Source organism: Methanosarcina sp. (genome assembly GCF_028693135.1).
Taxonomy (GTDB): domain Archaea; phylum Halobacteriota; class Methanosarcinia; order Methanosarcinales; family Methanosarcinaceae; genus Methanosarcina.
Map to the genome: position 1 here is coordinate 112,528 of NZ_JAQUVZ010000008.1, position 23,773 is coordinate 136,300.

Genomic DNA, 23,773 nt, shown 5'->3' on the forward strand with positions numbered 1-23,773 from the left:
CGAAGTAATGAGGATTTAATTCTATTTTTATGAATAAGAGTCCTGCAGGCTCGATGGTCCCAGAATAGTGGATGCCTGATTGAAAAAAGATGGAAATGGAACGCGAATATAAAAGTAAAGTCAAGCGGCATGTTTCGCAGTCTTGCTTTTACTCTTTATTTACTCTTTATTTACTCTTTAGAATCACGGGTATGGAAACACGAAGCTGACAACCAAGCCATTAATCGGTTCAAATGAAGACCTGCAAGAAAATCCGGCAATTCACTCAGCCTTATTATTTTTAACAATACTATATATTTTATTTTTATAAGTATACCGGTACTTTATACTATGACGATATTCAATTTTATTAGATTTACGATATTGAGCGCTGACGTCATGGCATCAACCGCATAAGTCCTGTATTAAAATGAAATCCATCACCAGGATCAACGTACTTCACGTAATAAATTATAGTATTCTAATGTGGGATCATAATTGACGGGAATAGAAGATTCTTTAAATGGTTATTGCAGCAGCTACGAAAAGATTGCTAACGACATTTGTGAAAGCATAGATGAGGGTTTCAACGAAGGGCTTCGAGAAGGTATTAAACAGGGCTTTATAGAAGGGGTCAAGGAATGCAGGAATACGGGCTTCGATAATATCGAAGTGAAAAAAATGGAAGAGATCCTCAAATGTGCCTTCAGGACTGCTTCAGACGAAACATGCTCCACGGCTAAGCAGGCGATCAGTAACAGCTACCTGGCAAAAATAGCCCCGTCTTTTAAGCAGAAAATGGGACAGGCATGTAATAAGGCAGTCGAGGAAATAAAGGATGCTGATTTTGAGCTGGATAAAAAATCTGCCTTTTGCACAAAAAGCTGCGTAGACGCTTCGGTTAAAAAGATCACGGTGTGCATTGGGAATGTATGCGGAGATATGAGAAAAAAATTCTCGACAGACGTGACATTCGGGAGCTTTTTCGACCGCCTGCAGGATGTGTTCAACAGTGAACTGGAAAAGAATCTGAAAGCGTGTGAGGAAAGGATCTGCAAAGAGATTGATAGTAAAGTCAACAACAAGCGGTTAGATCATGAGCGACATTAAGCAGGATGTAAAGGCTATTGTAAAGGTTTTCATCCAGATGTTTGTCAGCATCGTAGTCAAGGAATCGACTAAAAAGCTGATCAAAAGCCTTACACAAATACAAAAAAAGCTACTCGAAGCCAAGATTAAAAATATGTCGGATGATCAGCTTGAACAATATTTTGATAACAATCCCTACTTCAAGAATTCACTGGAAAATACTATAAAATCGGTAAAAGGTAGTCCGTCAGCAAAGGGATCAGGATCTTTTCGGGAAAAATTACAGTCGATTTATGAGACCACATTTACTGAGAACTTGTTAAAGATCTTAATCTGGCCGACTCCTAAAAAGATCCTTACATGCATGATATGTATAGCATTATTGGCCATAATTGCTATTTCCATGCCAGGCAATGAAAAACCTGTTGCAAACTTCAGCAGCAACGCTACTGGGCTTTCTGTGCAGTTTACAGACCTCTCACAAAATGCAAAAGGATGGTACTGGGATTTTGGAGACGGAAAATATTCAACCGATCGAAATCTTACGCATAATTACTCTGCAGCAGGAAACTATACCGTTTCCCTGACTGTAAACAATATAATCCGTAAAAATTCAACATTTGCCATAATAACATTTCCAGAACCACCAGATGAGCCTTCAGTAACGGCATCTCATGTTTATGCATATATTACGAACACTGGCAGCAATACTGTCTCTGTAATTGACACAACTACAAACAATGTTACAGCCACGGTACCTGTAGGAAACAGCCCTTATGGAGTTGCAGTCAACCCTGATGGAACAAAAGTATACGTTACTAACTCAGGCAACGAGTCCGATAACTCCAGCAATGTTTATGTCATTAACACCACAAACAACTTTCCTATAGACACCGCAAACAACTCTTCTATAGGCATGATAAATGTAGGAATTTGGCCTGTTGGAGTTTCAGTGAATAATAATGTTTCTGTTAATGTTTCTGTAATTGACACAACCACAAACAACGCTACTAACACGGTAGATGTAGGTAAAGGTCCCTGGGGAGTTGCAGTTAACCCGGCCGAAAAAAAGGTATATGTGGCAAACTCAGGCAGTAATAATGTCGCTGTAATTGACACAGCCACAAACAATGTCACAGCCACTACGCCTGTAGGGAAAAGTCCTTATGGAGTTGCAGTTACCCCGGATGGAACAAAGGTATATGTTACAAACTCAGGCAGTAATAACGTCTCTGTAATTGATACGGCAGCAAACAATGTTACAGCAACGGTGAATGTAGGTAAAGGTCCCTGGGGAGTTGCAGTCAACCCGGATGGAACAAAGGTATATGTGGCGAATTACAACAGCAATAATGTCTCGGTAATTGACACTGTAAATAACTCTCTTATAGACGCAGTGAACGTAGGAAGTAGTCCTTACGGAATTGCAGCTACCCCTGATGGAACAAAGGTATATGTGACAAACTACAACAGCAACAATGTCTCTGTAATTGACACAGCCACAAACAATGTTACAGTAACGATGAATGTAGGAGAAAATCCGAAGGGAGTTGAAGTAACTCCGGATGGGACAAAGGTATATGTGGTAAACTCAGGCAGCAATAATGTTTCTGTAATTGACACAGCCACTAACAATGTTACAGCCACAGTGAATGTAGGAAAACTCCCTGCTGCCTTTGGTAAGTTCATAGGTTCATTCCCGGCACAACCAGTACTTCCTGTTGCAAACTTTAGCACTGTTACCTCAGGAAATGCACCACTGAAAGTTAGTTTTACTGACAGAAGCACAGGAAACCCTACAGAGTGGAACTGGACCTTCGGAGATGGGACCAGTTCAGCAGTCCAAACCCCTGTACACATATACTCTTTAGCAGGAAATTACAATGTAACGCTTACAGTAAGTAATGCAAACGGTACAGCTTCAAAAACTGATTTAATAACTGTTCTTCCCACTAAGCCTGATCCTGAACCTTCCAAGCCCGATCCTAAACCTTTTGAGCCGGTACTTCCTGTTGCAAACTTTAGCAATGTTACCTCAGAAAAAGACCCATCAAATGTCAGTTTTACTGACAGAAGCACAGGAAACCCTACAGAGTGGAACTGGGACTTCGGAGACGGAACTAATTCAACAGTCCAGAACCCTGTACACACATACAACCCTAAACCCACATACCCTTCACCAACACAAAATTACAACGTAACGCTTACGGTAAGTAATACAAAGGGCAAATCTTCAAAAACCGGTTTAATAACTATTCCTCCCGATACTATCCCTCCCGATACTGTTCAGATCCCAATAGTACTTCCTGTTGCCAACTTTAGTAGCAATGTCACTGGAAGTTATGCTCCTCTCTCAGCCCAGTTTACAGACTTATCGAAAAATGCAACAGGTTGGGACTGGAACTTTGGTGACGGTAATACTTCAACTGAGCAGAATCCGGTGAACACTTACTTTGCAGCGGGAAACTATACTGTTTTCCTGAAAGCAACCAATGTAAATGGTACAAATTCAACATCTGCCATAATCAATGTCCTAAAAGCTGCTCCTACAATTGCCTGGGATAACCCTGCTGACATAATCTATGGAACAGCATTGAGTAGTACTCAGTTAAATGCTGCTGCATCGTATAATGGAAATGTAGTGTCTGGAACTTTCATTTATAATCCACCAGCAGGAACTGTACTAAGTGCAGGCACACAAATACTGCATGTTGATTTCACCCCTACAGATACTACAAACTACAATACAGCTTCAATCGATGTTACAATCAATGTCCTTAAAGACCCGGAGCTATATGCATATATTACGAACTACGGCAACTCCAGTGTCTCTATAATTAACATAACTACAAACACTGTTGTAGAAACGGTGAATGTAGGAATTCATCCCTGGGGAGTCGCAGTTGATCCTGCAGGAACGACGGTATATGTAGCAAACCACGGCAGCAATAATGTTTCTGTAATTAACACTGCCACAAACAAGATTATAGCTACGGTACCTGTAGGAAGAGGTCCTAAAGGAATTGCAGTGAACTCAGCAGGAATAAAGGTATATGTGACAAACCACGGCAGCGGCAATGTCTCTGTAATTGATACGGCAACAAACAATGTTACAGCCACGGTGAATGTAGGTAAAGGTCCCTGGGGGATTGCAGTCACTCCAGATGGAACAAAGATGTATGTGACAAACTCAGGCAGCAACAATGTCTCTGTAATTGACACATCTACTAACATTGTTACGGCCACAGTCAATGTAGGGGTTAATCCTCAGGGAATTGCAGTCAGCCCTGATGGAACAAGGGTATATGTGGCAAACTCAGGCAGTGATAATGTCTCTGTGATTGACACAGCCACAAACAATGTTACAGCCACAGTGAATGTAGGAATAGGAAGCTACTCTCGAGGAGTTGCAGTTAATCCTGCAGGAACAAAGGTATATGTGACAAACTACGGCAGCGGCAAGGTATCTGTAATTGACACAGCCACAAACAATGTTACAGCCACAGTGAATGTAGGTAAAGGTCCCTGGGGAGTTGCATTCAACCCGGATGGAACAAAGGTATATGTGACAAACTACAACATTAATAATATCTCTGTAATTGATACAGCAACGAACAATGTTACAGCCACTGTGCCTGCAGGGAAAAGTCCTATCGCCTTTGGTCAGTTTATAGGCACTCTCCAGAACTGAACCATTACATCCTGCTGTAAATTTCAGTAGCAATATCCCTCAGAATTATCTCTCCTGACAGTGCAGTTTAAAGGTCTCCAACAAAAGACAACAAGCGGCTTAAAGACCTTTTAAATTAACTAATACAACCGTGGAAACAGAGCAGGTAATAACCAAAGCTGACGAGGAACAAGCATAAGTCTCTAAAATGGAGAGACTTTTTCCATAAAACTCAGGGAAAATCCGTCCACAGTCTATTTCTGGCAACTCAACCTGAACGAGGGGGTCACCATCCTCAGTGATGAGTATACTCAGGATCCAGCTCCTAAAGGTTATACTGGTGTTCCAGGGATTCATCAATGGGAAATAAAAGCCATTAATCAAGGCAGCCAGCAGGTAAAAGAAATATACAAACAACCCTGGAAGGATACAACCGGGACTGAGGATAATTTCACACTCAATGTCGAAGTTGTCTGAAATAGATTTTCACTTTTTGTGTCCCTCCATCCTTTTTACTTTTTTATTTTATGCCGTTTTTGTCTGGAGATAGTTTCTGACTAATTGGTTGGTCTATCCGTGATCCCGAAGAGAATATTTCAGTTTTCGTCTCCTTGAGCCGCACTGCACGGGATCGGCTTGCCCGGGAAGAAGATACATGCAAACCAGTACCGCAATCAGGTAAAATAAATTAATAAAGAACTTTGCCTGGCTTGTGTTGGCTTGTGTTAATACTTTCCTCAACCCTGAAAACCGTTTTCAATTCAGATAAATATAAGGGCCTCCGCCGGCTTGTCTGGCGGCCTTACCCAAAAAGCAGAAAGAAGTAGAAGAAAAAGAATTGAATGAGGAAAATAAAGAATAATGAAAAGAGAGTCGAAAAAATATATATTAAATAAATTTAATTTGTACTTTGCTTGGTATTACAGGTTTTCTGGTTGTTTTTACTTCGTGTTTTATTTTTTATCTTTTCATCTTCTTTTCTTCTTTATTATCTGCAAGGCCGCTCTCCTGCGTCGAGCGTGAAAAGAACGACACGATACAGCGAATATGGTTGTATGGGTCAGAGATAATCATATACAGTCCTCTTGAGCTAAGCTGAAAATAGCGAAAAGGACTTTGTTATGTTGCACGCGCAGTGCAGTCAGGAGGAATTCAGGATCAGGATAGGTTAAGCAATAAGTTAAGCAATAAGTTAAGCAATAAGTTAAGGAATAAGTTAAGCAATAAATTAAGCAATAAGTTCAGGATGAAAAGGGGATATAATTAGAAGGAAAATTAAGATATGGGGAAAATATGTCGAAACTGAGTGAAAAGCAAACCAGAGCTGTCGAGAAATTAAAAGAAATCGCCCCTGAATCTGAAATTTTCTGGGATTCCCGTATGAAAATTCCGAAATTCATCAAAGGAACCCTTTCGATACCCTCAACTGAAAGTCCTGAAACAATAGCAAAAAAGTTTCTGGAAGAATACAGGGCGCTTCTGGATATGCAGTCGGAGCTTGATGAAAACCTGGAACTTTTCACCGTAGAAACTGATTTCAGCGGTTTTCACCATGTTATTTTCCTCCAGCACATAAAAGGCATCCCTGTGTTCGAGGGGTCTGTCCAGGTCCACATAAACCCCGCAGGGGAGATTATCGCGTACAAAGATTTTCGCGTGACAGAGGTATCTGTTGCCCTTGAGCCGAAAATCAAAATAGAAGAAGCTATTGAAATTGTCCGTCAGGATATTGGCTCAAAACACGTTGTTACGGTTCCCCGTTCAAGGCTGATGCTTTTTCGGGACAGTAAAAAACAGCCCCCCCTGAAACAGCTTCATCTGAAAAGGCTTCATCTGGTCTGGCAGATTGAGTCCATATTTGCCGAAGGTTTTGCAGGGAAGTTTCATTTCATTGATGCCCATACCGGCGAGCAGCTTTACAATTTTTCCCAGATCAGGTCTGCCCTTTTTAGAAAGACATACACTGCAAAAAACGAATCTTCCCTGCCCGGCGAACTTCTGCTTGAAAACGATCAGACTGTCGCAGATGAGGTAGCCCGGGCAGCTCATGAAAATATGGGAATAGTGTACGATTACTACAAAAACAATTTCGGAAGGGACAGCTATGATAATAAAGGCTCAACTCTCGTGTCTACGGTTCACTTTCAGCGGAACTACAACAATTCTTTCTGGAGCGACTACCACAAACAACTTGTTTTCGGGGACGGGGATGGTTTTCGCTGGAGACCCATGGCGTTTGCGCTCGACATTGTAGCTCATGAGCTGACACATGCCGTTACCGCCCAGACAGCCAAATTCGTGTACTGTGAAGAAGCCGGAGCTATTGATGAGTCCTTTGCCGATGTTTTTGCAGTTTTTATCTCAAACGAAGAGAAGATCACGAACTGGGAAATAGGGGAAGGAGTCTACACCCCTTTTCATGAAGGAGACGCCCTGAGGGACCTTTCCGACCCACCCAGGTTCTGGCAGCCTGACCACATTGACAATTACATGCAGCTTGCTCCCGGGGAGGTTCCTGACCTTCACAGGAACCAGGCAGGGTATATTCACCTGAACAGCGGGATCCTTAACAAGGCCGCTTATCTTACCATTGAGGGTGGGACCCACTACGGGATTAAAGTCAAAGGAATTCCCAGAGAGAAAGCCGAAAAGATCTATTATCTTGCTCTTACCGCATACCTGTGCAGTGCGACCCTTAGCAGGTGGACGTTCCGGGAAGCCAGGTATGCTCTGTTGAACGCCTGTCGCCAGCTGTATGGGGAAAATGGGTCCGAGTACGCGGCAATCAAAAATGCCTGGGCTGCAGTAGGCCTTGGAAAACCGGCAGGAGACCTTGAAGGCCTGTTTCTGGTTGAAAAGGAGGTTTCTCCCTGGATCCTTATCCCGGATGTGAGCCCTGATGGAGTCCTGAGTTCCATTTATGTTTCGGAAGAGGGGCTTATAAAAGACATCCGGGTCAGTGTAAATATCGAGCACTCCTATCTAAGGGACCTCAGAATTAAACTGTTTACACCTGCCGGAAAGAGCATAGTCCTGCATGACCGGCTAGCCCGGAAGGACAGGAGCCTTGTCAGAACATATAACCTGGGCTCAGTTCCTGCACTCAGAGACTGTATAGGGGAACGGGTCTGGGGAAAATGGACTCTAATGGTTGAGGACCTTGCGAAAGAAAATAAGGGTTCTTTCCTCAACTGGGGAGTTAAATTCCTGGTTAGGGAGGTCGAAAAGGAGGAACTTAAAAGGGAGATTTTCCCCTTCCTCAACGTCCCAGATAATAATCCGAAAGGTATCAAAAGCCTCATTGAGATAGAGAGAGGGGGAAAAATAGTAAACCTCAAAGTGTCCCTGGAAATAACCCACCCTTCGATAGGGGACCTGAAAGCCGTACTTGTCACGCCGTCGGGGGAGGAACTGGTACTGCATAACAGGGCCGGAAACGGCAGAAAAGATCTCAAAAAAACGTTCAGTACTGAATCTGATGAGGTCCTGCTGCCTGCTGTGAATAAAGAGATGAGAGGAGTCTGGACCCTGAAGGTCGCAGACCAGGCAGAAGGAAATGAAGGCAGCCTTGACAGCTGGGGGTTGTGCATTATATACGAGAGTGACCCGGAGTTCCTATAAGAGATATCCCGATGGATATCGGGATCTGCTCTTTATTCAAAGATTCTGCTCTTTATTCAAAGATTTGAGTATTTTCCTCTGACCAGCCAGGCTGGTTTATGGCAAGGAATTTGAGGGTAGTGTTTCCAGTGTTGTATGTAGTTTGAATCGCACCTGCAGGGATGTATATGAGCTGGTCCTTACACAATTCGACCGGGATTCCATCAATATAGAGGATGCCTTCCCCTTCAAGGATATAGTGAACTTCCGGATTTTTCATCAGGTGGGGAGCGATATGTTCTCCCGGGTCGATAACGGAATGAGCTATGCTGTAGTTCAGGTCAAGGTTTCTATTAACATTTCCCGGGTTCAGCAGTTCCACGACACGGATATTTCCAGGCTCTTCTAGATACGTGCATTCGCTAAGGTTCTTGCAGAGAATATAGTCATCCGCATAGAAGTTTGAACCAACTATGTAAGCCCGTCCTTCAAAGGTAGCCTTTTTAACGAAGGTGAACCTGTGGGAAGGCTCGGAACTTCCGGGTTTCTGCCAGCTGTAATCTATCCAGCCGTCACCACTTTCGCTCTGAGCAGCCTCTATGAAGAGCTCTCCTATGGGCTTACCGTCTGCATCCAGGAGCCCTTTCATGTCCTCTCCTTCACTCCCCCTATCTGGAGGGCAGACTACCTGAGTCCCATTTATTGTCCAGACAAAAATAGAGAAGTCACGATCGTACCAGGGGGAATTTTCTTCTCTGAAATCAGGAAAGAGCTTTTCTCCCTGTCCCTCAAGAAGTCTGACTGTAGCCCTGACTTTAGATTCAATGGTTCTCCTTTTAGTCGCCATTTTACTCTCTCCTTTTGCAAGAATAAGAGGGTCTGGCGGCGCAGGTCCCAGGACAGCCTTTTCTTCGGTTGTGTTTTCTCCTGTAACCAGAGCTTTTTCGGTCACTCCTGAGGGAGATTCACCTACGGGTTTATTTTCGAGTTCTTCCGCAATTGCTGCCGGCTCGTCCTGAGCCCCACAGGTCAGGATACCCAGAATAAGTGCAACTGCAAGCATTCCGCATATAATCCTTATTAAATCCATATGACTCCCTTATTTTTTTCACTTATCATTCGATGCTTCTGAAGCTGCCTTCAGGATATGCTTAAATATATACTTATAATAATTATCAGAAGTATTATTTTATATTTTTCACTCAATTTATGCAGGAATCTGTTTAGGAATGCTTGGAAAATAACTTCACGTTTTTACTTCTGGAATTGCTCTATAATTCCATTTTCCCAAATAATCATCAAAGACAATTTTCATTTTTTCCTTGAAGTTTTCACTGACTTTTCTTCCCGTGGCATAAACTTTATTTTTGATAGTCGAAAACACTTTAAGTCCCGTGGATGTTGAAGTCTTATCAACAAGGCTTTTAACCACATCGATACTGCTGAAAACAGTACCTTTGCAGGCACTTGTAACATGACAGAATAACCTGTGTTCTATTGGATTGTATTTCGAAGTATATGGTGGATAGTGATCCATTCTGATTTCAATTCCAATTTCATTTACCAGTTTTTGCAGGTCTTCCTTGAAAATATAATGCCTGCTTGAGTTGCTTCCACCGCCACCTGATAAGACTAAAATGCTACTTGCCTTGTGGTAATCTTCCTTATCGTAGTTTTCCCACCAGTATTTAATGCAGTCACAGCAAAATTCATCCGTACCCTTACTGGTTCCCAGGGTAATGTATCCTTCGTTATGTTCCGATCATATATGCCATGTGGAATTACAATACCATCTGAAAATGTATTGAAGTGAGGGTTAAGGGCATGTTTTGAGGCCCTGTTCTGGTGAGAATGCAAACTGTATCTTAAAATTCGGCATGTGAAATGAAGGGGTTAGAATCGAATAACATGGCAATGTCTAATAATCCAGTAAAAAACTTGTGCTTCTAATTTATTCATTGAGGATCAGAGGCATGTTTTAGGTCATGTTCTGGCGCGAAGGAAAACTGTATGTGAAAATTCAGCATGTGAAATAAAGGGGGTTAGAATCGAGAAATATGGCGATGTCTAATAATCAATAAAAAGCTTGCGGGGAAGTGCGGTTGAAGTTTTTCATTTTTTTCACTAAAAGCCGTCGGGCTCAAACCGCGTCGGATCGCTGATAAGAAAAAGCGGATGGATACCATTAAGGTCCCCGGAATAGTATCTCCCGATTAACCGAGCCGCCCGGAACCTTAAAAGAAAATATGAATACACTGAGAATTGATAAGGGGCCTGATCACAAAAACATTTACGAAAATCCGTAAAATCTCACAGGTCTCCTCCTCCTGATTCAGTCTCAATATGGTCATAGGTTGTAACCATTGCCTTCACAATTTTGAACATATCTTCAAGTATCGGTGTTGTGTTTTCAGGCTGCCCGAGAGTCGCATTTGCAGCATCCATCATATCCTGCGGATATACGAGGCTTTCATTCAGGTCTGAAACAGCGCCATCGAAGGTATTCATAGCTAAATTTGCTTTACTCATGTTTGTGGGATCTTCCACAAAAACAATCGTTGAGTCCACCGCACCTATGCCTGTAGATGTCCCCTCTATTGTTGACTGCAAGAAAGGATATTCCGTAGCGTGGTCATTCAGAGTTTCATTTATAAGGTTCAGGTTGAGGTCAAGCAGGTGAAGCATGGATCCGAGAAAACGGAGACTCAGGCCCAGCTCCTTTTCAACGACTTCGGTTTCGTTATATGAAACCGTAGAGTTATCTATCGGATTTATTTCCGCGGTTTCATTTTCAAGAATCATCCCAGCTTCAAAACTTGTTTCTGCTGAAGCCGGTAGCACAGATAGAGTGATGAATAGGCCTACGGCTATCCACAGGCAAAAAACCTGAAATATATTCATAAAAATATCCCCCACTGTCGGTTTATCGGAACTTAACGAAAATTAAAGAAAATTAACGAGATTTAACGAAAACTAACGTATTTTTCTTCCCATTAAAAAATAAACCGATCTGCCTATAAAAACGTAAGGAATCGTATAAAATTATCGAGAAAGTAAAGGAGCTGCAAAAGGACAATATAATGCAGAGTTCTTACAGATTTTTTCATATTTGACAAAATTTAAACTACTGTGTACGAAAAGTTTAGAAAATAAATTACTAAGTTGCACCCTAAGAAAAGAAAATTCCCCAATCTAACTCAAAAACTTTATATATTTACAACCAACAAAATTATAATTTCAAAACTATTTTAATAAAACTTGAATAGTCTTTATCGAGCTTTAAACTCTTCTTATCATCCACTCCCCTCAAATACGCAATCAATAGAGCAATCGGGCATGTGGAATTCAGAACAATAACTAAGAATTAAGAGACTGAATCTCTCTTACTTTCGCCTCCTGAAATGCCCGAAGTCCCGGATAATCTCCTGCATGATAAGAGTGAAAAGGACTGAAAACTGTTAATCGCACAATGAAACTAAAAAAAATGAAAGGCTTTAGCTTCTCATATGAGCCCTCCTGAACGACTCTCACTTTAAAATCCATCAAGTAATCCTCTTGAGTTAATCTATCTTTAAAATCCATCAAGTAGTCCTCTTGAGTTAATCTATCTTTAAAATCCATCAAGTAGTCCTCTTGAGTTAATCTATCTTTAAAATCACTCAAGTAGTCCTCTTGAGCGCAGCGAAAAGGACCGCGTACTCCCGAGGCGCAATTCGGGCGAGTCGCAATTCGGGCGGCAATTCGGGCGAGGCGCAGGATTTACATGTAAGGCGAGCATACAGTGCACAAAAAGCCGACAGAAAGCCAGGCACACATAAAAATAAGATTAAAAGACCAGAAGAGGAACAGAAATGGCTGTATGGAAGGGAAAGAAAGTGGTTTTGCATACCACTATGGGTGACATCACTCTTGAACTGTTTGAAGACATGCCGATTACGGCAGGAAACTTTGCAAAACTTGTGGAAAAAGGCTTCTACGACGGCGTGATTTTCCACAGGATAATTGACAAATTCATGATCCAGGGCGGAGACCCGACAGGAACAGGCATGGGAGGGCCCGGCTATGAGATCCCCGACGAGTTTACTAAACACAACCGGAACGACAAGGGCACGATCTCAATGGCAAATGCAGGCGCGAACACAGGCGGAAGCCAGTTCTTCATTAACCTCGTAAATAACACCCACCTTGACAAAAAGCATCCCGTTTTCGGAAAGGTTGTAGAAGGCATGGATGTTGTCGATGCCATGGGGAAGGTAAAGGTCGATCGCCAGGATCGCCCGAAAACCGAAGTGAAAATCGTGAAAGCTGAGCTGGTCTGAAGACTTTTCGATCTTCAGGTCAACCCTTATTTTTTATTTTTTATCCTTGAAGGATCTATTTTCGTGAACTACCCCACGCTAAAGCTGTGAGACTTCCTGCTTCATACCTCGAACTACGTTCACAAGTCCACAGGCTCTACCCTCTGTCCCAGAGGTGAAAAATTATTTAATACAAATATTTCTGGTTTCCTTGGCTTGGTTATCGCTTAGGAATTCAGTACATCGTATAGGACTGAATAGTATTTCAAGGTTAGAAGATAGCGAAAAGGAGAGAAGTTTACGCCATTCATCCCGCAAGCTAAAGAGGCTGTCCGACAATTCAATTTCAGGGCAAAAACATGCAAAAAATAAGGCATATAAAGCCTTTAAATAGAAAAAAAAGGATTTTGTAGATTACTGATAGTAATTGTCGGACAGCCTGTAAAGCAAGGGGCTTTATGCCTGTCACAAGTAAATGCATATGACTAATTCAATTTTTCATGTTCATATTTTCGGATTATTTTTTAGGATTTCTGATTATGTTTCAGGATCGTGGTTTCTAATTATTTGTGGGAATCATGTTTAGGATCATAGATTCTAACTATTTGTTCGAATTATGTATTCTCATCAGCCGTTCTTATCACTTTTTCTAACTGCGTTTTCGGATAAAATGATAAAAAATCCCGTATAATTATGGAATACTATTTCTTTAGCGAAAAACACCGAACATGCTTTTAAAGAAGCCTGCAGAATATTCACAGGAGAAACGATTCAGGTGCTGGATACTGAGAAAGGATGGGATGCTCTGATTGCCGAAGCTCTGAAAGCCAGGTATCTTCGTGAAGGGGAGAAAGGCTGGGAAGACATCTGTGAAAGGGTTGCAAAGGCAATTGGAGCAACTGAGGAAGAATATCTGGAATTCAAAGACCTTATGGTCCGTAAAATCTTTCTTCCGAGTTCTCCCACGCTTATGAATGCAGGTACGGAACTGGGCCAGCTAGCCGCCTGTTTTGTAGTCCCTGTGGCGGACAGTGTAGAGGAAATATTTGATGCCCTCAAAACCGCAGCCCTTATCCAGAAGACTGGAGGAGGAACCGGGTTTAACTTCTCAAAGGTGAGGCCAAAAGGGTCTCAAGCCCTTTGTGTTGACGGGGTTGCCAGCGGCCCGCTTTCTTTCATGAAGCTCTTCAACGAAGCAACTGAAGTCATAAAGCAGTTTGGCAGGCGCAGAGGAGCAAATATAGGAATTCTGGACGTTTCGCATGACGACATCATCCCTTTCATCAGGGCAAAGCACGTTGAAGAGAGCTACAGGAATTTCAACATCTCAGTAATGATCCCTGATGCTTTTATCAGGCTTGTTGAAACAGGCAGCACCGGAGAGGTCTGGAACCCCCGGACAGGTGCAACGGTTGGGGCTGTCTTCTCCGAAATCGTTGATGGGATCTGGAAAAACGGGGAACCTGGCGTTCTCTTCTATGACCGTATAAACAGAGATAACTTCACCCCGGAACTGGGGGACATCACTGCAACAAACCCCTGCGGAGAAGAGCCTCTCCTGCCTTATGAATCCTGCAACCTGGGCAGCATCAACCTTTCCCTTTTTGCCGTGGACGGAAAAATCAACTGGGAATCTCTGAGGGAAACAGCCGAAAAAGCTGTCCGTTTCCTGGATAATGAAATTGATCTAAATGTGTACCCTGTCCCGGAAATTGAGGAAGCCACCCGAAAGACAAGGAAAATTGGTCTTGGAGTTATGGGATTTCACGACCTGCTTTTGAAACTGGGGCTGCCCTATGACTCCCCAGAAACTCTCGAGCTTGCAGAAAAGCTTATGGAACAGATTACCTGGGCTGCTGTCAGGGAATCAAGAAAACTTGCGGCAGAAAAAGAACCTTTTCCGAAATATGAAAGCTCCACCTGGGAACTTCCAATGAGAAACGCCGCATTGACTGCAATTGCCCCGACAGGCACTATCAGCATTCTTGCCGGCTGCTCTGCAGGGATTGAGCCTGTTTTCAGCTGGGTCTACAGGCGGACCCATACGGTGGGAAAAGAATTCCTGCTTGTCCACCCCCTCTTTGAGGCACATTTTAAGCCAGAGCTTTCGGAACCTGATTACCGCTGGCTCCTTGAGCATGTCTACACGCATGGCACCCTGCAGGACATAAAAGACCGGAAAATAGTCAACGAAGATGAAAAAAGGCTCTTCAGGTCAGCCCTTGATATTAGCTGGAAGACTCATATTGATGTACAGGCAGCCTTTCAACGCCACTGCCATGCAGGAATCTCAAAGACCATAAACATGCCTGCAGACGCCATAAAGGAGGATATTGAGAAAGCTCTGATTTACGCCTGGAAGCAGGGATTAAAAGGGCTTACAATCTACAGGACCGGGAGCAGACAGCATGTGGTTCTCAACTTAAAAAAGTCCGTTAACTGAATCCGCTAACTGAATCCACTAACTGAATCCACTAACTAATCCGCTAACTGAGTCCGTTAGCTGAATCCACTAACTAATCCGCTAACTGAATCCGCTAACTTAGTCCGTTAATCGAACTGTCCCTGCCAGAATAAATTATGGAGTATTGGTTTTACGAAAAACGAAGGCAGAATGCCCGTTACTTTAGAGGCTGTCCGACAATTATCGCCAGTAATAATTAAATTCCTTATTTTTCGATTTAAAGGCTTTAAACACCTTATTTCTCACATTTTTTGCCCTGAAAATGAATTGTCGGACAACCTGTTTAGTGGCGGGATGAATACCGTCAACTTCCGTACATTTATTATTTTTCGATAACTATTGATTTAATATAAGTTCAAAACCTATATATACTTGATAAATATGAGAAAAGGAAGTTTATATAGGATTTATCCTGAAGAGGGCCAAAAGCAGGTGCTTGAGCAGCATTTTGGCGGCGTTCGTTTTCTCTATAATAAACTTCTTCATGTTAGATCTGTATTATATAGCCAATGTGGATGCAGTATCTCAAGATCAGAACTCGATAAGCACATTCTTGTCTTAAAAGATATTTATCCGTGGTTGAAGAAGGTTAATTCTCAATCTTTGCAACAGGCAAACAAAAACTTAGATAATGCTTATCAACGTTTTTTTAAAGGATTGGGGGATTATCCAGCTGAAAAATTAAAGAAAAAACAACATTTCTCATTTCAGGTTCCTCAACATTATAAAATTAACTTAACTACTTCTGAGATCTTTCTACCTATTATTGGCTGGATTAAAATCAATATACATAGACCCCTTTTTGAACCTGAATTCTTTGAAACTCATATCAAAACAACTACCATTAATAACGAAATCATAGTTGAGAAGGATCTTAATTCAGAATTCTTAAGGACTGCGACCGTTTCCAGAACATCAGCCGGAAGATACCATATTAGCATCTTAACCGAGGATCTGAATAAATATCCGGTAACTCAACAATGTTCCGAATCAACTATGGTAGGTGTTGATGTTGGTATCAAGACATTTGCAGCCGTATCTACAGGGGAGAAAATTGATAACCCTAAGTTTCTTAAAAAATCTATAAAGAAACTTAAAATGCTACAACAAAGAGTCAGTAGAAAGGTTAAAGGTTCTAAAAACCGGAAGAAAGCTGTTAACAAACTTGCAAAACAGCATCAATTAGTTTCAAACCAGAGAAATAATTTTCAGCATAAAGTTTCATTGTCACTAATACGCGAAAACCAAGCAGTTGCAATTGAAACTTTAAATATAAAAGGTATGATTAAAAATCACAAATTAGCTCAAGCTGTGGCTGATTCTGCATGGAGCAGTTTTGTAACAAAGTTGGAGTATAAGGCTCAATGGTTTGGCAAGACAATTTTGAAGATTGGAATGTTTGAACCATCTTCTAAAAATTGTCATGTTTGCGGATACCATAATTCTGAATTAACTTTAAAGGATAGAGAATGGCTTTGTCCTTCTTGTAATACAAACCATGACAGAGATATTAATGCAGCCATCAACATTAAACAATTTGCAATTAATAATCTAATCACCTCTGGGACAGAGGGTAGAGCCTGCGGAGTTATTCTAAAAAGAGAGAGCCGTGAAGCAGGATGCCCGTCATTTCAATGATGGGTAGTTCACACTGAAGAATAAAAACACCACTCTTACGAAGTTTCTTAATTTTTTTATGAAGTGTTATACTACTGAAGGTGCAGTTATCTTACTGAAAATATATATACATTCGTCCCCCCTGAATATATATGACTGTTTCTGTATCTGCTGCCTCAAAACATCATCTTGAATTACTAACGGCGTGTATTATATATGGCACCGTTGGAATTTTCATGGAATTACTTAAGGATATGTCTGTAGGTTCCATTATATTCTATAGAGTTCTTTTTGGACTTTCAGCTATAATATGTTATCTTGCAATTACCGGAAATCTCGGGCAACTCTCGTTGAAACGAAAGAAAAAATACCTGCTTCTTCTGGGAATTCTGTACGTATCTCAAATGTTTTCCTACTATTCTGCAATCCGCTACCTTGGGGCTTCTTCTGCTGTTCTTCTCCTGTATACTGATCCTATATACCTGACTTTTCTTGCACCAGTTCTTCTGGGTGAAAAGAACACTGGAAAAACTATTTTTGCCCTTTTCCTGGGTCTTATAGGCGTCTTCTATGTAACAAGACCTGAAGGAGGTTTTGAACAGCTTGAAATTGGAAGCAGCTATATGAAAGGTGTAATCTTCGGGCTCGTAGGAGGCCTTTTCAGCAGTGGAGTCATAATATCCGTCCGTTTCCTCAGGGATGAGTATAACGGCCTTACCCAGCTTGTCTGGCAGAGCGCAATCAGTCTGGTCTTCCTTTCTCCTTTCGCAGTCTCCATTCCAGGGAATGTGCTCGCTGCAAACCTTCCTGTCCTTATGCTTTTTGGCTTCCTCATCACCGGGGTAGGTGCAGTGTTCTATATAAGAGGCGTGGCAGGTGTAAGCGCCATTACAGGCAGCGTCCTCACCCTTCTTGAGCCGGTTTCCTGTATCTTTTTTGACCACACGGTTCTGGGAAGCCCTGTTCACAGTGGGATGCTTATAGGTTCCTTCTTTATCCTTGCAGCAGCAGTCGTAGTAAGCCTGGATAACTCTGATTTCCTGAAGAAGTTGATTTTCAGGGAAAAAATGGCATCAAACAAAAAGATGCCTTCCTGGAAAAGAGAACTTTTGAGGCTACAGGATGAATAAACACTCTATTTTCTTTTTTTAGTAGTTATGGGTTTTTTCCGCAATAAATTTTCCCCATTTTATTCAGTTTCCAATAAATATATATCTCTAGTCTTATAATCATCGAATATGCCAGTGCAGGGAACTTCTTTCAAGCCGTACTCCGAAACCATAACAGGCAGCATTATTTACGGCACCATAGGAGTTTTTCTGGACAGGATCCAGGACATGTCCGTAGGATCCATTCTATTCTGCAGGCTCTTTTTCGGTTTATTCCTGATTTTCTTTTACCTGCTGTTAAGTGGAAGCCTTGAACAACTCAGGCCCGGCAGGAACAGAAAATATCTTCTGCTGCTGGGTTTTATGAATGCAATAACCGGCATATGCTATTTATCAGCTATAAGGTACAGCGGAATTTCCGTTGCTGTACTGCTCCTTTATACGGCTCCTGTATATGTCAATCTGCTTGCTCCTTCAATCCTTGGAGAAAGAAGCAGCAGCAAAAGCCTTCTGCCTCTTTTCCTCTCAGTTGCAGGAGTATTACTCATTACACGTCCCGGAGAGGTCCTGGCAAGCCTGAGTACAGGGTCCGATTTTATGAAAGGCCTGTTGTTCGGCCTGCTTTCAGGGCTCTCTTTTGGCACCACCATAATCACGATTCGCTACCTTAGGCATGACTATACAGGGATATCCCAGACTTTCTGGCTGACCGGAATAAGCCTTCTCTTTATGCTGCCGTCTGCACTTTCGACTCCCATTCCGGTCTACTTTAGAAACTTCAGTACTTTGCTTCTCTTCGGTTTGACCATTACATTCGCTGCCATTCTCTACCTCAAAGGGATTTCGGGTATAAGAGCGCAGACAGGAAGCATTCTTGCCCTTCTCGAACCTGTATCAGGAATTTTCTTTGACACTGCAGTCCTGAGAAACCCCTTCTACATCTCGACTTTTCTGGGCTGTGTACTCATCCTGACAGCAGCTTATCTCGTGAGCAGGAAAGGGACAGGAGACAGAAGTCTGTCAACCGATTTTCAGCAGGACAATTTTCAATAAACGGTCTACCCTTCTGCCCAAAAGATCTTTACTTAAGAACCCCTCTATTTTTAATATTAAATTTTTGAAAACGCAGGAAAAGCATGACAGACGGAAGCCCGATTATAGAGCTTAAAAACCTGACCAAAGTTTACAAAAACGGAGTGGAGTTTAGCGCACTCGACAATGCAAACCTGATAATTAAAAAAGGAGAGTTTGTTGCAATTGTAGGGCCTTCTGGTTCAGGCAAAAGCACACTTATGCATCTCATAGGTCTGCTCGACACGCCCAGTTCAGGGACCCTCCTGATAGACGGCAATGACGTTACAAAAATGTCGGATAAGGAGCGTTCCGGGATGAGAAACAGGATGCTCGGCTTTGTCTTCCAGTATCACCACCTGCTACCGGATTTCACCGCTCTGGAAAACGTAATGATGCCGCTCTTGATTGCGGGAAAAAGCAAGGAAGAAGCAAAGGATATTGCCAAAAAACTTCTGAAAGAGGTCGGGCTTGAAGATAGGATGGACCACAGGCCAGGGGAACTTTCCGGAGGGCAGAACCAGAGGGTTGCAGTAGCCCGGGCTCTTAGCTGTTCTCCTGCAATCGTACTTGGGGATGAGCCTACAGGCAACCTTGACACTAAAGCAGGAGATTTGATCTATGAACTGCTCCGCAAGCTGAACAAGGAATATAACCAGACCTTTATTGTGGTAACCCATAATGAGGACCTGGCCGGAAAGGCCGATAGGATTATCAGAATTGTAGATGGAAAAATAACGGATCAATGAGGAAAAAGAATGGAGTACGCAAAAGGAAGGATAGGCAGGGTTTTTACTGTCAGGGTTGACCACGGGGATGACCTTCTCCTGGAACTTATTAAACTTGCAGAAATGGAGAAGATTGAGTCGGCTGTGTTTATGCTGCTTGGCGCGCTGAGGGAAGGAAAGCTTGTTACAGGCCCGAAAGAAAATAGAAGACCTCCGGAACCCGTCTGGTCTGGATTTAATGATGCCCATGAGATTCTCGGAATAGGAGATATTTTCCTGGAGAATGGAAAACCCAAAATTCACCTTCATGCAGGAACAGGCAGGGGAGAAAGCATTAAACTGGGGTGCCTGAGAGGTGAAAGTGAAGTTTTTATGGTTGTCGAGGTATTCATTTTCGAGTTGGAAGGAATTTCTGCCAGAAGGGTAATGGATGCGGAGCAGGGCTTTGCTCCCGTGAGCTTTATGCAGATCCCTGATCAAAAATGACATTTCGAATAGAGTAAGCGTTAAAAAGGATCGGGAATTGGGAGTAATTAAAGCTGGAAACGATTTATGGAAAATCAGATCTGGTAGATTTCCTTACATTTATTGTTTGAAAACTTAATTTCCAGTAAACTTAATTTCCAGTAAACTTAATTTCCAGTAAACTTAATTTCCAGTAAACTTAATTTTGCATTATAATTTCCAGTAAACTTAATTACCAGTAAACTTAATTTTCAGTAAACTTAATTTTGCATTATAATTTCCAGTTCTCTCAGCCTTTTGAGTGCGATCATTTTCTCGTTGTTATCTTTTAAAAACTCCTCTTCGAGAATTTGTATTATCTGCGGGAACGGTACTGTTAATTGGTAGTACTTCACAGGTCTGCCTTTTCCCTTATTCTTCTTTTCGGACCTTTCATCAACCCAGCCCCTATTCCTTAGAGGACGCATAGCTACACTCACTTCCGGCTGTCTGAGCCCGGAGACAAGTTCTATATGAAGGGACCTGAGTTCCCTGCAGTCTTTTAAACACACAATTGCGGTGGCCTCTGTCCTCGGGAGTCCCAGGCTCTGGAGTTTATCAATAATTGAATACTCTTTTTCGGTTAAATTAACTGGAGAATCGTCGGTCATCGGGAATAAATAATACTTTCAGGTTTATATATTTTATGTAGATAAAATTGTCTTTATAAATAAATTGGATATTATCCGCAAGTAAAAAAGGCATCTAACCCTAGTAAGGCTTTTTTTTGGAGTTTTTCTATAAAAGACTGGGGGAATGAATCTATAGAAAAAAATAGGTTTTGTAGTTTTAACCAAAACCTTTAAAGCAAGTGTTTGCAGGAATTAAACATCCTTTAAGTAGAAAATAGGCTTTCCAGAAACAAAGAGATAGTTTTTGCCATATAGAATATGGAAGTTCCTGAAGGAACCAGTTTTAAGCGCATTGATATCTTCAATTCTTTAATCGGGGAAGATTAACTCTAAAAGAAAAAAGAGTAAATAAAAGAAAAAAGAGTAACTCATTAAATCAGGACTCATTAAATCAGGACTCATTAAATCAGGACTCATTAAATCGGGACTCATTAAATCGGGACTCATTAAATACTATTGTTCTAAGATAGAAAGGACACTGGAAGCGTGAATTAGAGGAGTCTCTATTATGAGAAAAACAGGTATAAATTCAGGCAAATTGATTCATTCAAACCGGATAAACAGTTAAATACCATTCGGACATGTAACGGTTAGGTTAAGTTAAAGTCAAGTTCAAATAACAGAATATATGTATAGATAGATCAGAGATTTAGAAAGGGTGAAATGATGTCGTATATCGGTTTACAGCAGGATTCTGGAGAATATAAGATCCAAAAGATACATGCTCGGGAGATCCTGGACTCAAGGGGAAATCCCACTATTGAAGTTGATGTGTTTACACCGAAGGGATTTGGCAGAGCAAGTGTCCCTTCAGGAGCTTCCACGGGTACGAACGAAGCCCTTGAACTGCGCGATGCAGACCCCAACAGGTACGGTGGAAAGGGCGTCCTGACGGCAGTCAAGAATGTAAATACCATTATCCAGAAGGAATTGCTTGGACTTGATGCGCGAAACCAGCGGGAAATCGACGAGCTGATGATCGAGCTCGACGAAACCGCAAACAAAGCAAACCTCGGAGCGAACTCAATTCTTGGCGTATCCATGGCGGTTGCAAAGGCTGCAGCTGACTCCCTTAACATGCCTCTTTACCGCTACTTCGGTGGTTCTAACGCTTTTACCCTCCCGGTACCCACAATGAATGTCCTGAACGGAGGCAAGCATGCAGGAAATGATCTTGCAATCCAGGAGTTCATGATTCAGCCCAAAGGCGCAGACACCTTCTACGAGGCCCTGCAAATCGGGACAGAGATCTACCAGATCCTCGGGAAGTTTCTGGAGAAAAAATACGGACGCTCTTCTACTAACGTGGGCTATGAAGGCGGATATGCCCCCAAAATGAGCGAGTCTACAGAAGCTCTTGACGCCCTCGTACACGCAATTGAAGAAGCAGGCTATACCGAGTCCGAGGTTACAATAGGGCTTGATGCGGCAGCAACCGAGTTTTATGAAGATGAATTATATGCAATTGATGGAAAGAAACTGGCTGCTCCGGAACTGATTGACTACTATGTAGAGCTTGTAAACTCTTACCCCATCCTTTCTATCGAGGACCCCTTCCAGGAGGAAGCCTTCGAGGACTTTGAAGCCCTTACCAACGAACTCTGGGACACGATCATTGTAGGTGACGATCTCTTTGTCACAAACATCGAAAGGCTCTCAAAAGGCGTGGATATGGGAGCAGCAAATGCCCTTCTCCTCAAAGTCAACCAGATCGGCTCAATCTCCGAAGCCTTTGACGCCGCCAGCATGGCTTCCAGAAACGGCTACACTGTAATCGTAAGCCACCGTTCTGCCGAAACCGAAGACACCACCATCTCAGATCTCGCAGTTGCCATAGGGGCAGAAATGATCAAGACCGGAGCTCCGGCACGTGGCGAAAGGACTGCAAAATATAACCAGCTCCTCAGAATAGAAGAGGATCTCGGTGAAGTTGCACATTACGTGCAGCTCTAACCTTTTTTTTAATTCATTTTTAAACTCTGTTATTTAATTTTTTAACTTTTTTATTCACTTTTTTTAACCTTTGTTCATTAGTTTCTTGCTCTTCATTTCTTAGTCCTTGTCTTTTAGTTTCATTTCTCATTGACCCCTGACTTTTAAGTCTTTCTGACTTTTAAGTCTTTATATGTTTTCTGACTTCGGCCAGTTCGTGGGAAACCAGCTGGTCCTACTCCGGGATGGCCTGAATAGAATTACTTGCCGTTCCTGTCCCGCGCCTAAACTCGGCTGGAGCCCACCGCTTTGATGAAATCAGAAAGCAAAATACCCCCGCTTGTTCAAGAAGTATTTCCTTTTACCCCTGAAAAGCACATTTAATTTCACAAATAAATATACGCGCCTCCGCCAGCTTGTCTGGCGGCTCGTCAAAAATAGCAGACAAAGAAGAAAAAGGATAAAAAGAGATAAAAAGAGATAAAAAAGCTTACTGGAATAAGAATATTTTTTAGATCGAATTTAATTATGTTCCTTTTGGCATCATTACAAGTTTTTAGGTTGTTTTTACTTGCTATTTTTTTGTTGATCTTTTATTGGGCTTCCCGGTCATTTTTATCGGTTAGTTTCTTACAGGTGTCCTCAGTAGTTTTCACTTTCAGGCTCTTATTTTCTCTTCTTATTTTGTCTGAAAGCCGCTCTCCTGCGTCGAGCGTGACAAAAACGACACGGTACAGCGAATAAGGTTGCACGGGTCAGAACAATCTAATTTCGTCCTCTTGAACGCAGTCTTCAGTATTAACATCCATAAACATTCATAATTTAGTCCCCTGGGCAAAGTTCACTGCTAAAATCCATCAAGTAGTCCTCTTGAGCGCAGCGAAAAGGACCGCGAGCTCCCGAATCGCAATTCGGGTGGCGCAACTAGCGCGAGGCTTAATTCGAAGGATTTTCGTATCCTCTTCAAATTAAATGGATTTTCAATCGCAGGAAAAATATAATAGTTGCTCCATTTCCTCTTTATCATATCTTGGAGTCACAAAATGGAACTCGAAGCTTTAAAACAATTGCTGGCGTCAC

At 42.1% G+C, this 23,773-nt stretch carries 17 protein-coding genes and 1 pseudogene; 12 read left to right on the forward strand and 6 right to left on the reverse strand.

The features are described from left to right. Positions 1 to 477: 477 nt before the first annotated feature. The 4 genes from PHF18_RS06055 to PHF18_RS06070 all read left to right on the forward strand — a co-directional run bounded on the left by PHF18_RS06055 (position 478) and on the right by PHF18_RS06070 (position 8,359). Positions 478 to 1,089: a hypothetical protein gene (locus PHF18_RS06055; RefSeq protein WP_300099761.1), complete on the forward strand. Its 612-nt coding sequence runs from the start codon at positions 478 to 480 to the stop codon at positions 1,087 to 1,089. Then, entirely contained in the window at positions 1,076 to 4,759 is a 3,684-nt protein-coding gene (locus PHF18_RS06060) for a PKD domain-containing protein (protein ID WP_300099763.1), read from the forward strand. The genes PHF18_RS06055 and PHF18_RS06060 overlap by 14 nt, the downstream gene beginning before the upstream one ends. Positions 4,760 to 4,963: 204 nt before the next feature. Next, positions 4,964 to 5,215 carry a protease inhibitor I42 family protein gene (locus PHF18_RS06065; protein WP_300099792.1) on the forward strand — a complete coding sequence of 84 codons (252 nt, stop codon included), beginning with the start codon at positions 4,964 to 4,966 and terminating at the stop codon, positions 5,213 to 5,215. Positions 5,216 to 6,031: 816 nt separating this feature from the next. After that, the gene (locus PHF18_RS06070) at positions 6,032 to 8,359 is read left to right on the forward strand and encodes a M4 family metallopeptidase (RefSeq protein WP_300099765.1); all 2,328 of its coding nucleotides are present in this window, start codon (positions 6,032 to 6,034) and stop codon (positions 8,357 to 8,359) included. A 52-nt stretch (positions 8,360 to 8,411) separates the two neighbouring features. Here the strand turns inward: PHF18_RS06070 and PHF18_RS06075 are convergent, their stop codons facing one another. The 4 genes and pseudogenes from PHF18_RS06075 to PHF18_RS06090 all read right to left on the reverse strand — a co-directional run bounded on the left by PHF18_RS06075 (position 8,412) and on the right by PHF18_RS06090 (position 12,001). Further along, the gene (locus PHF18_RS06075) at positions 8,412 to 9,428 is read right to left on the reverse strand and encodes a cupin domain-containing protein (RefSeq protein WP_300099767.1); all 1,017 of its coding nucleotides are present in this window, start codon (positions 9,426 to 9,428) and stop codon (positions 8,412 to 8,414) included. Positions 9,429 to 9,584: 156 nt separating this feature from the next. After that, positions 9,585 to 10,085: pseudogene (locus tag PHF18_RS06080) on the reverse strand (ISAzo13 family transposase); the annotation flags it as partial. A 563-nt stretch (positions 10,086 to 10,648) separates the two neighbouring features. Further along, positions 10,649 to 11,239, reverse strand: coding sequence for a hypothetical protein (locus PHF18_RS06085; protein WP_300099769.1), 591 nt, complete (start codon positions 11,237 to 11,239; stop codon positions 10,649 to 10,651). Between the two features lie 456 nt (positions 11,240 to 11,695). Continuing rightward, positions 11,696 to 12,001, reverse strand: coding sequence for a hypothetical protein (locus PHF18_RS06090; RefSeq protein ID WP_300099770.1), 306 nt, complete (start codon positions 11,999 to 12,001; stop codon positions 11,696 to 11,698). A gap of 188 nt (positions 12,002 to 12,189) precedes the next feature. Here PHF18_RS06090 and PHF18_RS06095 point away from each other — a divergent pair, with 188 nt between their 5' ends. From PHF18_RS06095 to PHF18_RS06125, 7 genes are all read left to right on the forward strand, one after another. After that, positions 12,190 to 12,657, forward strand: coding sequence for a peptidylprolyl isomerase (locus PHF18_RS06095; protein ID WP_300099771.1), 468 nt, complete (start codon positions 12,190 to 12,192; stop codon positions 12,655 to 12,657). Positions 12,658 to 13,411: 754 nt separating this feature from the next. Next, positions 13,412 to 15,079: an adenosylcobalamin-dependent ribonucleoside-diphosphate reductase gene (locus tag PHF18_RS06100; protein ID WP_300099773.1), complete on the forward strand. Its 1,668-nt coding sequence runs from the start codon at positions 13,412 to 13,414 to the stop codon at positions 15,077 to 15,079. A 402-nt stretch (positions 15,080 to 15,481) separates the two neighbouring features. Further along, positions 15,482 to 16,738, forward strand: a complete 1,257-nt coding sequence (locus PHF18_RS06105; protein WP_300099794.1) for an RNA-guided endonuclease TnpB family protein — start codon at positions 15,482 to 15,484, stop codon at positions 16,736 to 16,738. 131 nt (positions 16,739 to 16,869) lie between these two features. Continuing rightward, a complete protein-coding gene (locus PHF18_RS06110; RefSeq protein ID WP_300099775.1) occupies positions 16,870 to 17,847 on the forward strand; it encodes a DMT family transporter in 978 nt (325 codons plus the stop codon). Between the two features lie 108 nt (positions 17,848 to 17,955). Continuing rightward, positions 17,956 to 18,879: a DMT family transporter gene (locus tag PHF18_RS06115; protein WP_300099777.1), complete on the forward strand. Its 924-nt coding sequence runs from the start codon at positions 17,956 to 17,958 to the stop codon at positions 18,877 to 18,879. Positions 18,880 to 18,962: 83 nt separating this feature from the next. Next, the gene (locus PHF18_RS06120; protein WP_300099778.1) at positions 18,963 to 19,646 is read left to right on the forward strand and encodes an ABC transporter ATP-binding protein; all 684 of its coding nucleotides are present in this window, start codon (positions 18,963 to 18,965) and stop codon (positions 19,644 to 19,646) included. A 9-nt stretch (positions 19,647 to 19,655) separates the two neighbouring features. Further along, positions 19,656 to 20,111 carry a PPC domain-containing DNA-binding protein gene (locus PHF18_RS06125; protein WP_300099779.1) on the forward strand — a complete coding sequence of 152 codons (456 nt, stop codon included), beginning with the start codon at positions 19,656 to 19,658 and terminating at the stop codon, positions 20,109 to 20,111. Positions 20,112 to 20,350: 239 nt separating this feature from the next. Here the strand turns inward: PHF18_RS06125 and PHF18_RS06130 are convergent, their stop codons facing one another. After that, entirely contained in the window at positions 20,351 to 20,740 is a 390-nt protein-coding gene (locus PHF18_RS06130; RefSeq protein ID WP_300099780.1) for a transcriptional regulator, read from the reverse strand. A 687-nt stretch (positions 20,741 to 21,427) separates the two neighbouring features. On the opposite strand from PHF18_RS06130, the gene eno reads away from it, so the two are divergent. Continuing rightward, positions 21,428 to 22,714 (forward strand): phosphopyruvate hydratase, encoded by a 1,287-nt coding sequence (gene eno / locus PHF18_RS06135; RefSeq protein WP_300099795.1) that lies wholly within the window; start codon positions 21,428 to 21,430, stop codon positions 22,712 to 22,714. 572 nt (positions 22,715 to 23,286) lie between these two features. On the opposite strand, the gene PHF18_RS06140 is transcribed toward eno, so the two are convergent. Next, positions 23,287 to 23,445: a hypothetical protein gene (locus PHF18_RS06140; RefSeq protein WP_300099782.1), complete on the reverse strand. Its 159-nt coding sequence runs from the start codon at positions 23,443 to 23,445 to the stop codon at positions 23,287 to 23,289. Between the last annotated feature and the right edge of the window lie 328 nt (positions 23,446 to 23,773).

Excerpts from the sequence above, each read along its gene's own strand:
- PHF18_RS06060 (WP_300099763.1), top strand. The coding sequence starts at position 1,076 with ATGAGCGACATTAAGCAGGATGTAAAGGCTATTGTAAAGGTTTTCATC.
- PHF18_RS06070 (WP_300099765.1), top strand. The coding sequence starts at position 6,032 with ATGTCGAAACTGAGTGAAAAGCAAACCAGAGCTGTCGAGAAATTAAAA.
- PHF18_RS06075 (WP_300099767.1), bottom strand. The coding sequence starts at position 9,428 with ATGGATTTAATAAGGATTATATGCGGAATGCTTGCAGTTGCACTTATT.
- PHF18_RS06085 (WP_300099769.1), bottom strand. The coding sequence starts at position 11,239 with ATGAATATATTTCAGGTTTTTTGCCTGTGGATAGCCGTAGGCCTATTC.
- PHF18_RS06095 (WP_300099771.1), top strand. The coding sequence starts at position 12,190 with ATGGCTGTATGGAAGGGAAAGAAAGTGGTTTTGCATACCACTATGGGT.
- PHF18_RS06105 (WP_300099794.1), top strand. The coding sequence starts at position 15,482 with ATGAGAAAAGGAAGTTTATATAGGATTTATCCTGAAGAGGGCCAAAAG.
- PHF18_RS06110 (WP_300099775.1), top strand. The coding sequence starts at position 16,870 with ATGACTGTTTCTGTATCTGCTGCCTCAAAACATCATCTTGAATTACTA.
- PHF18_RS06115 (WP_300099777.1), top strand. The coding sequence starts at position 17,956 with ATGCCAGTGCAGGGAACTTCTTTCAAGCCGTACTCCGAAACCATAACA.
- PHF18_RS06120 (WP_300099778.1), top strand. The coding sequence starts at position 18,963 with ATGACAGACGGAAGCCCGATTATAGAGCTTAAAAACCTGACCAAAGTT.
- PHF18_RS06125 (WP_300099779.1), top strand. The coding sequence starts at position 19,656 with ATGGAGTACGCAAAAGGAAGGATAGGCAGGGTTTTTACTGTCAGGGTT.
- PHF18_RS06130 (WP_300099780.1), bottom strand. The coding sequence starts at position 20,740 with ATGACCGACGATTCTCCAGTTAATTTAACCGAAAAAGAGTATTCAATT.
- eno (WP_300099795.1), top strand. The coding sequence starts at position 21,428 with ATGTCGTATATCGGTTTACAGCAGGATTCTGGAGAATATAAGATCCAA.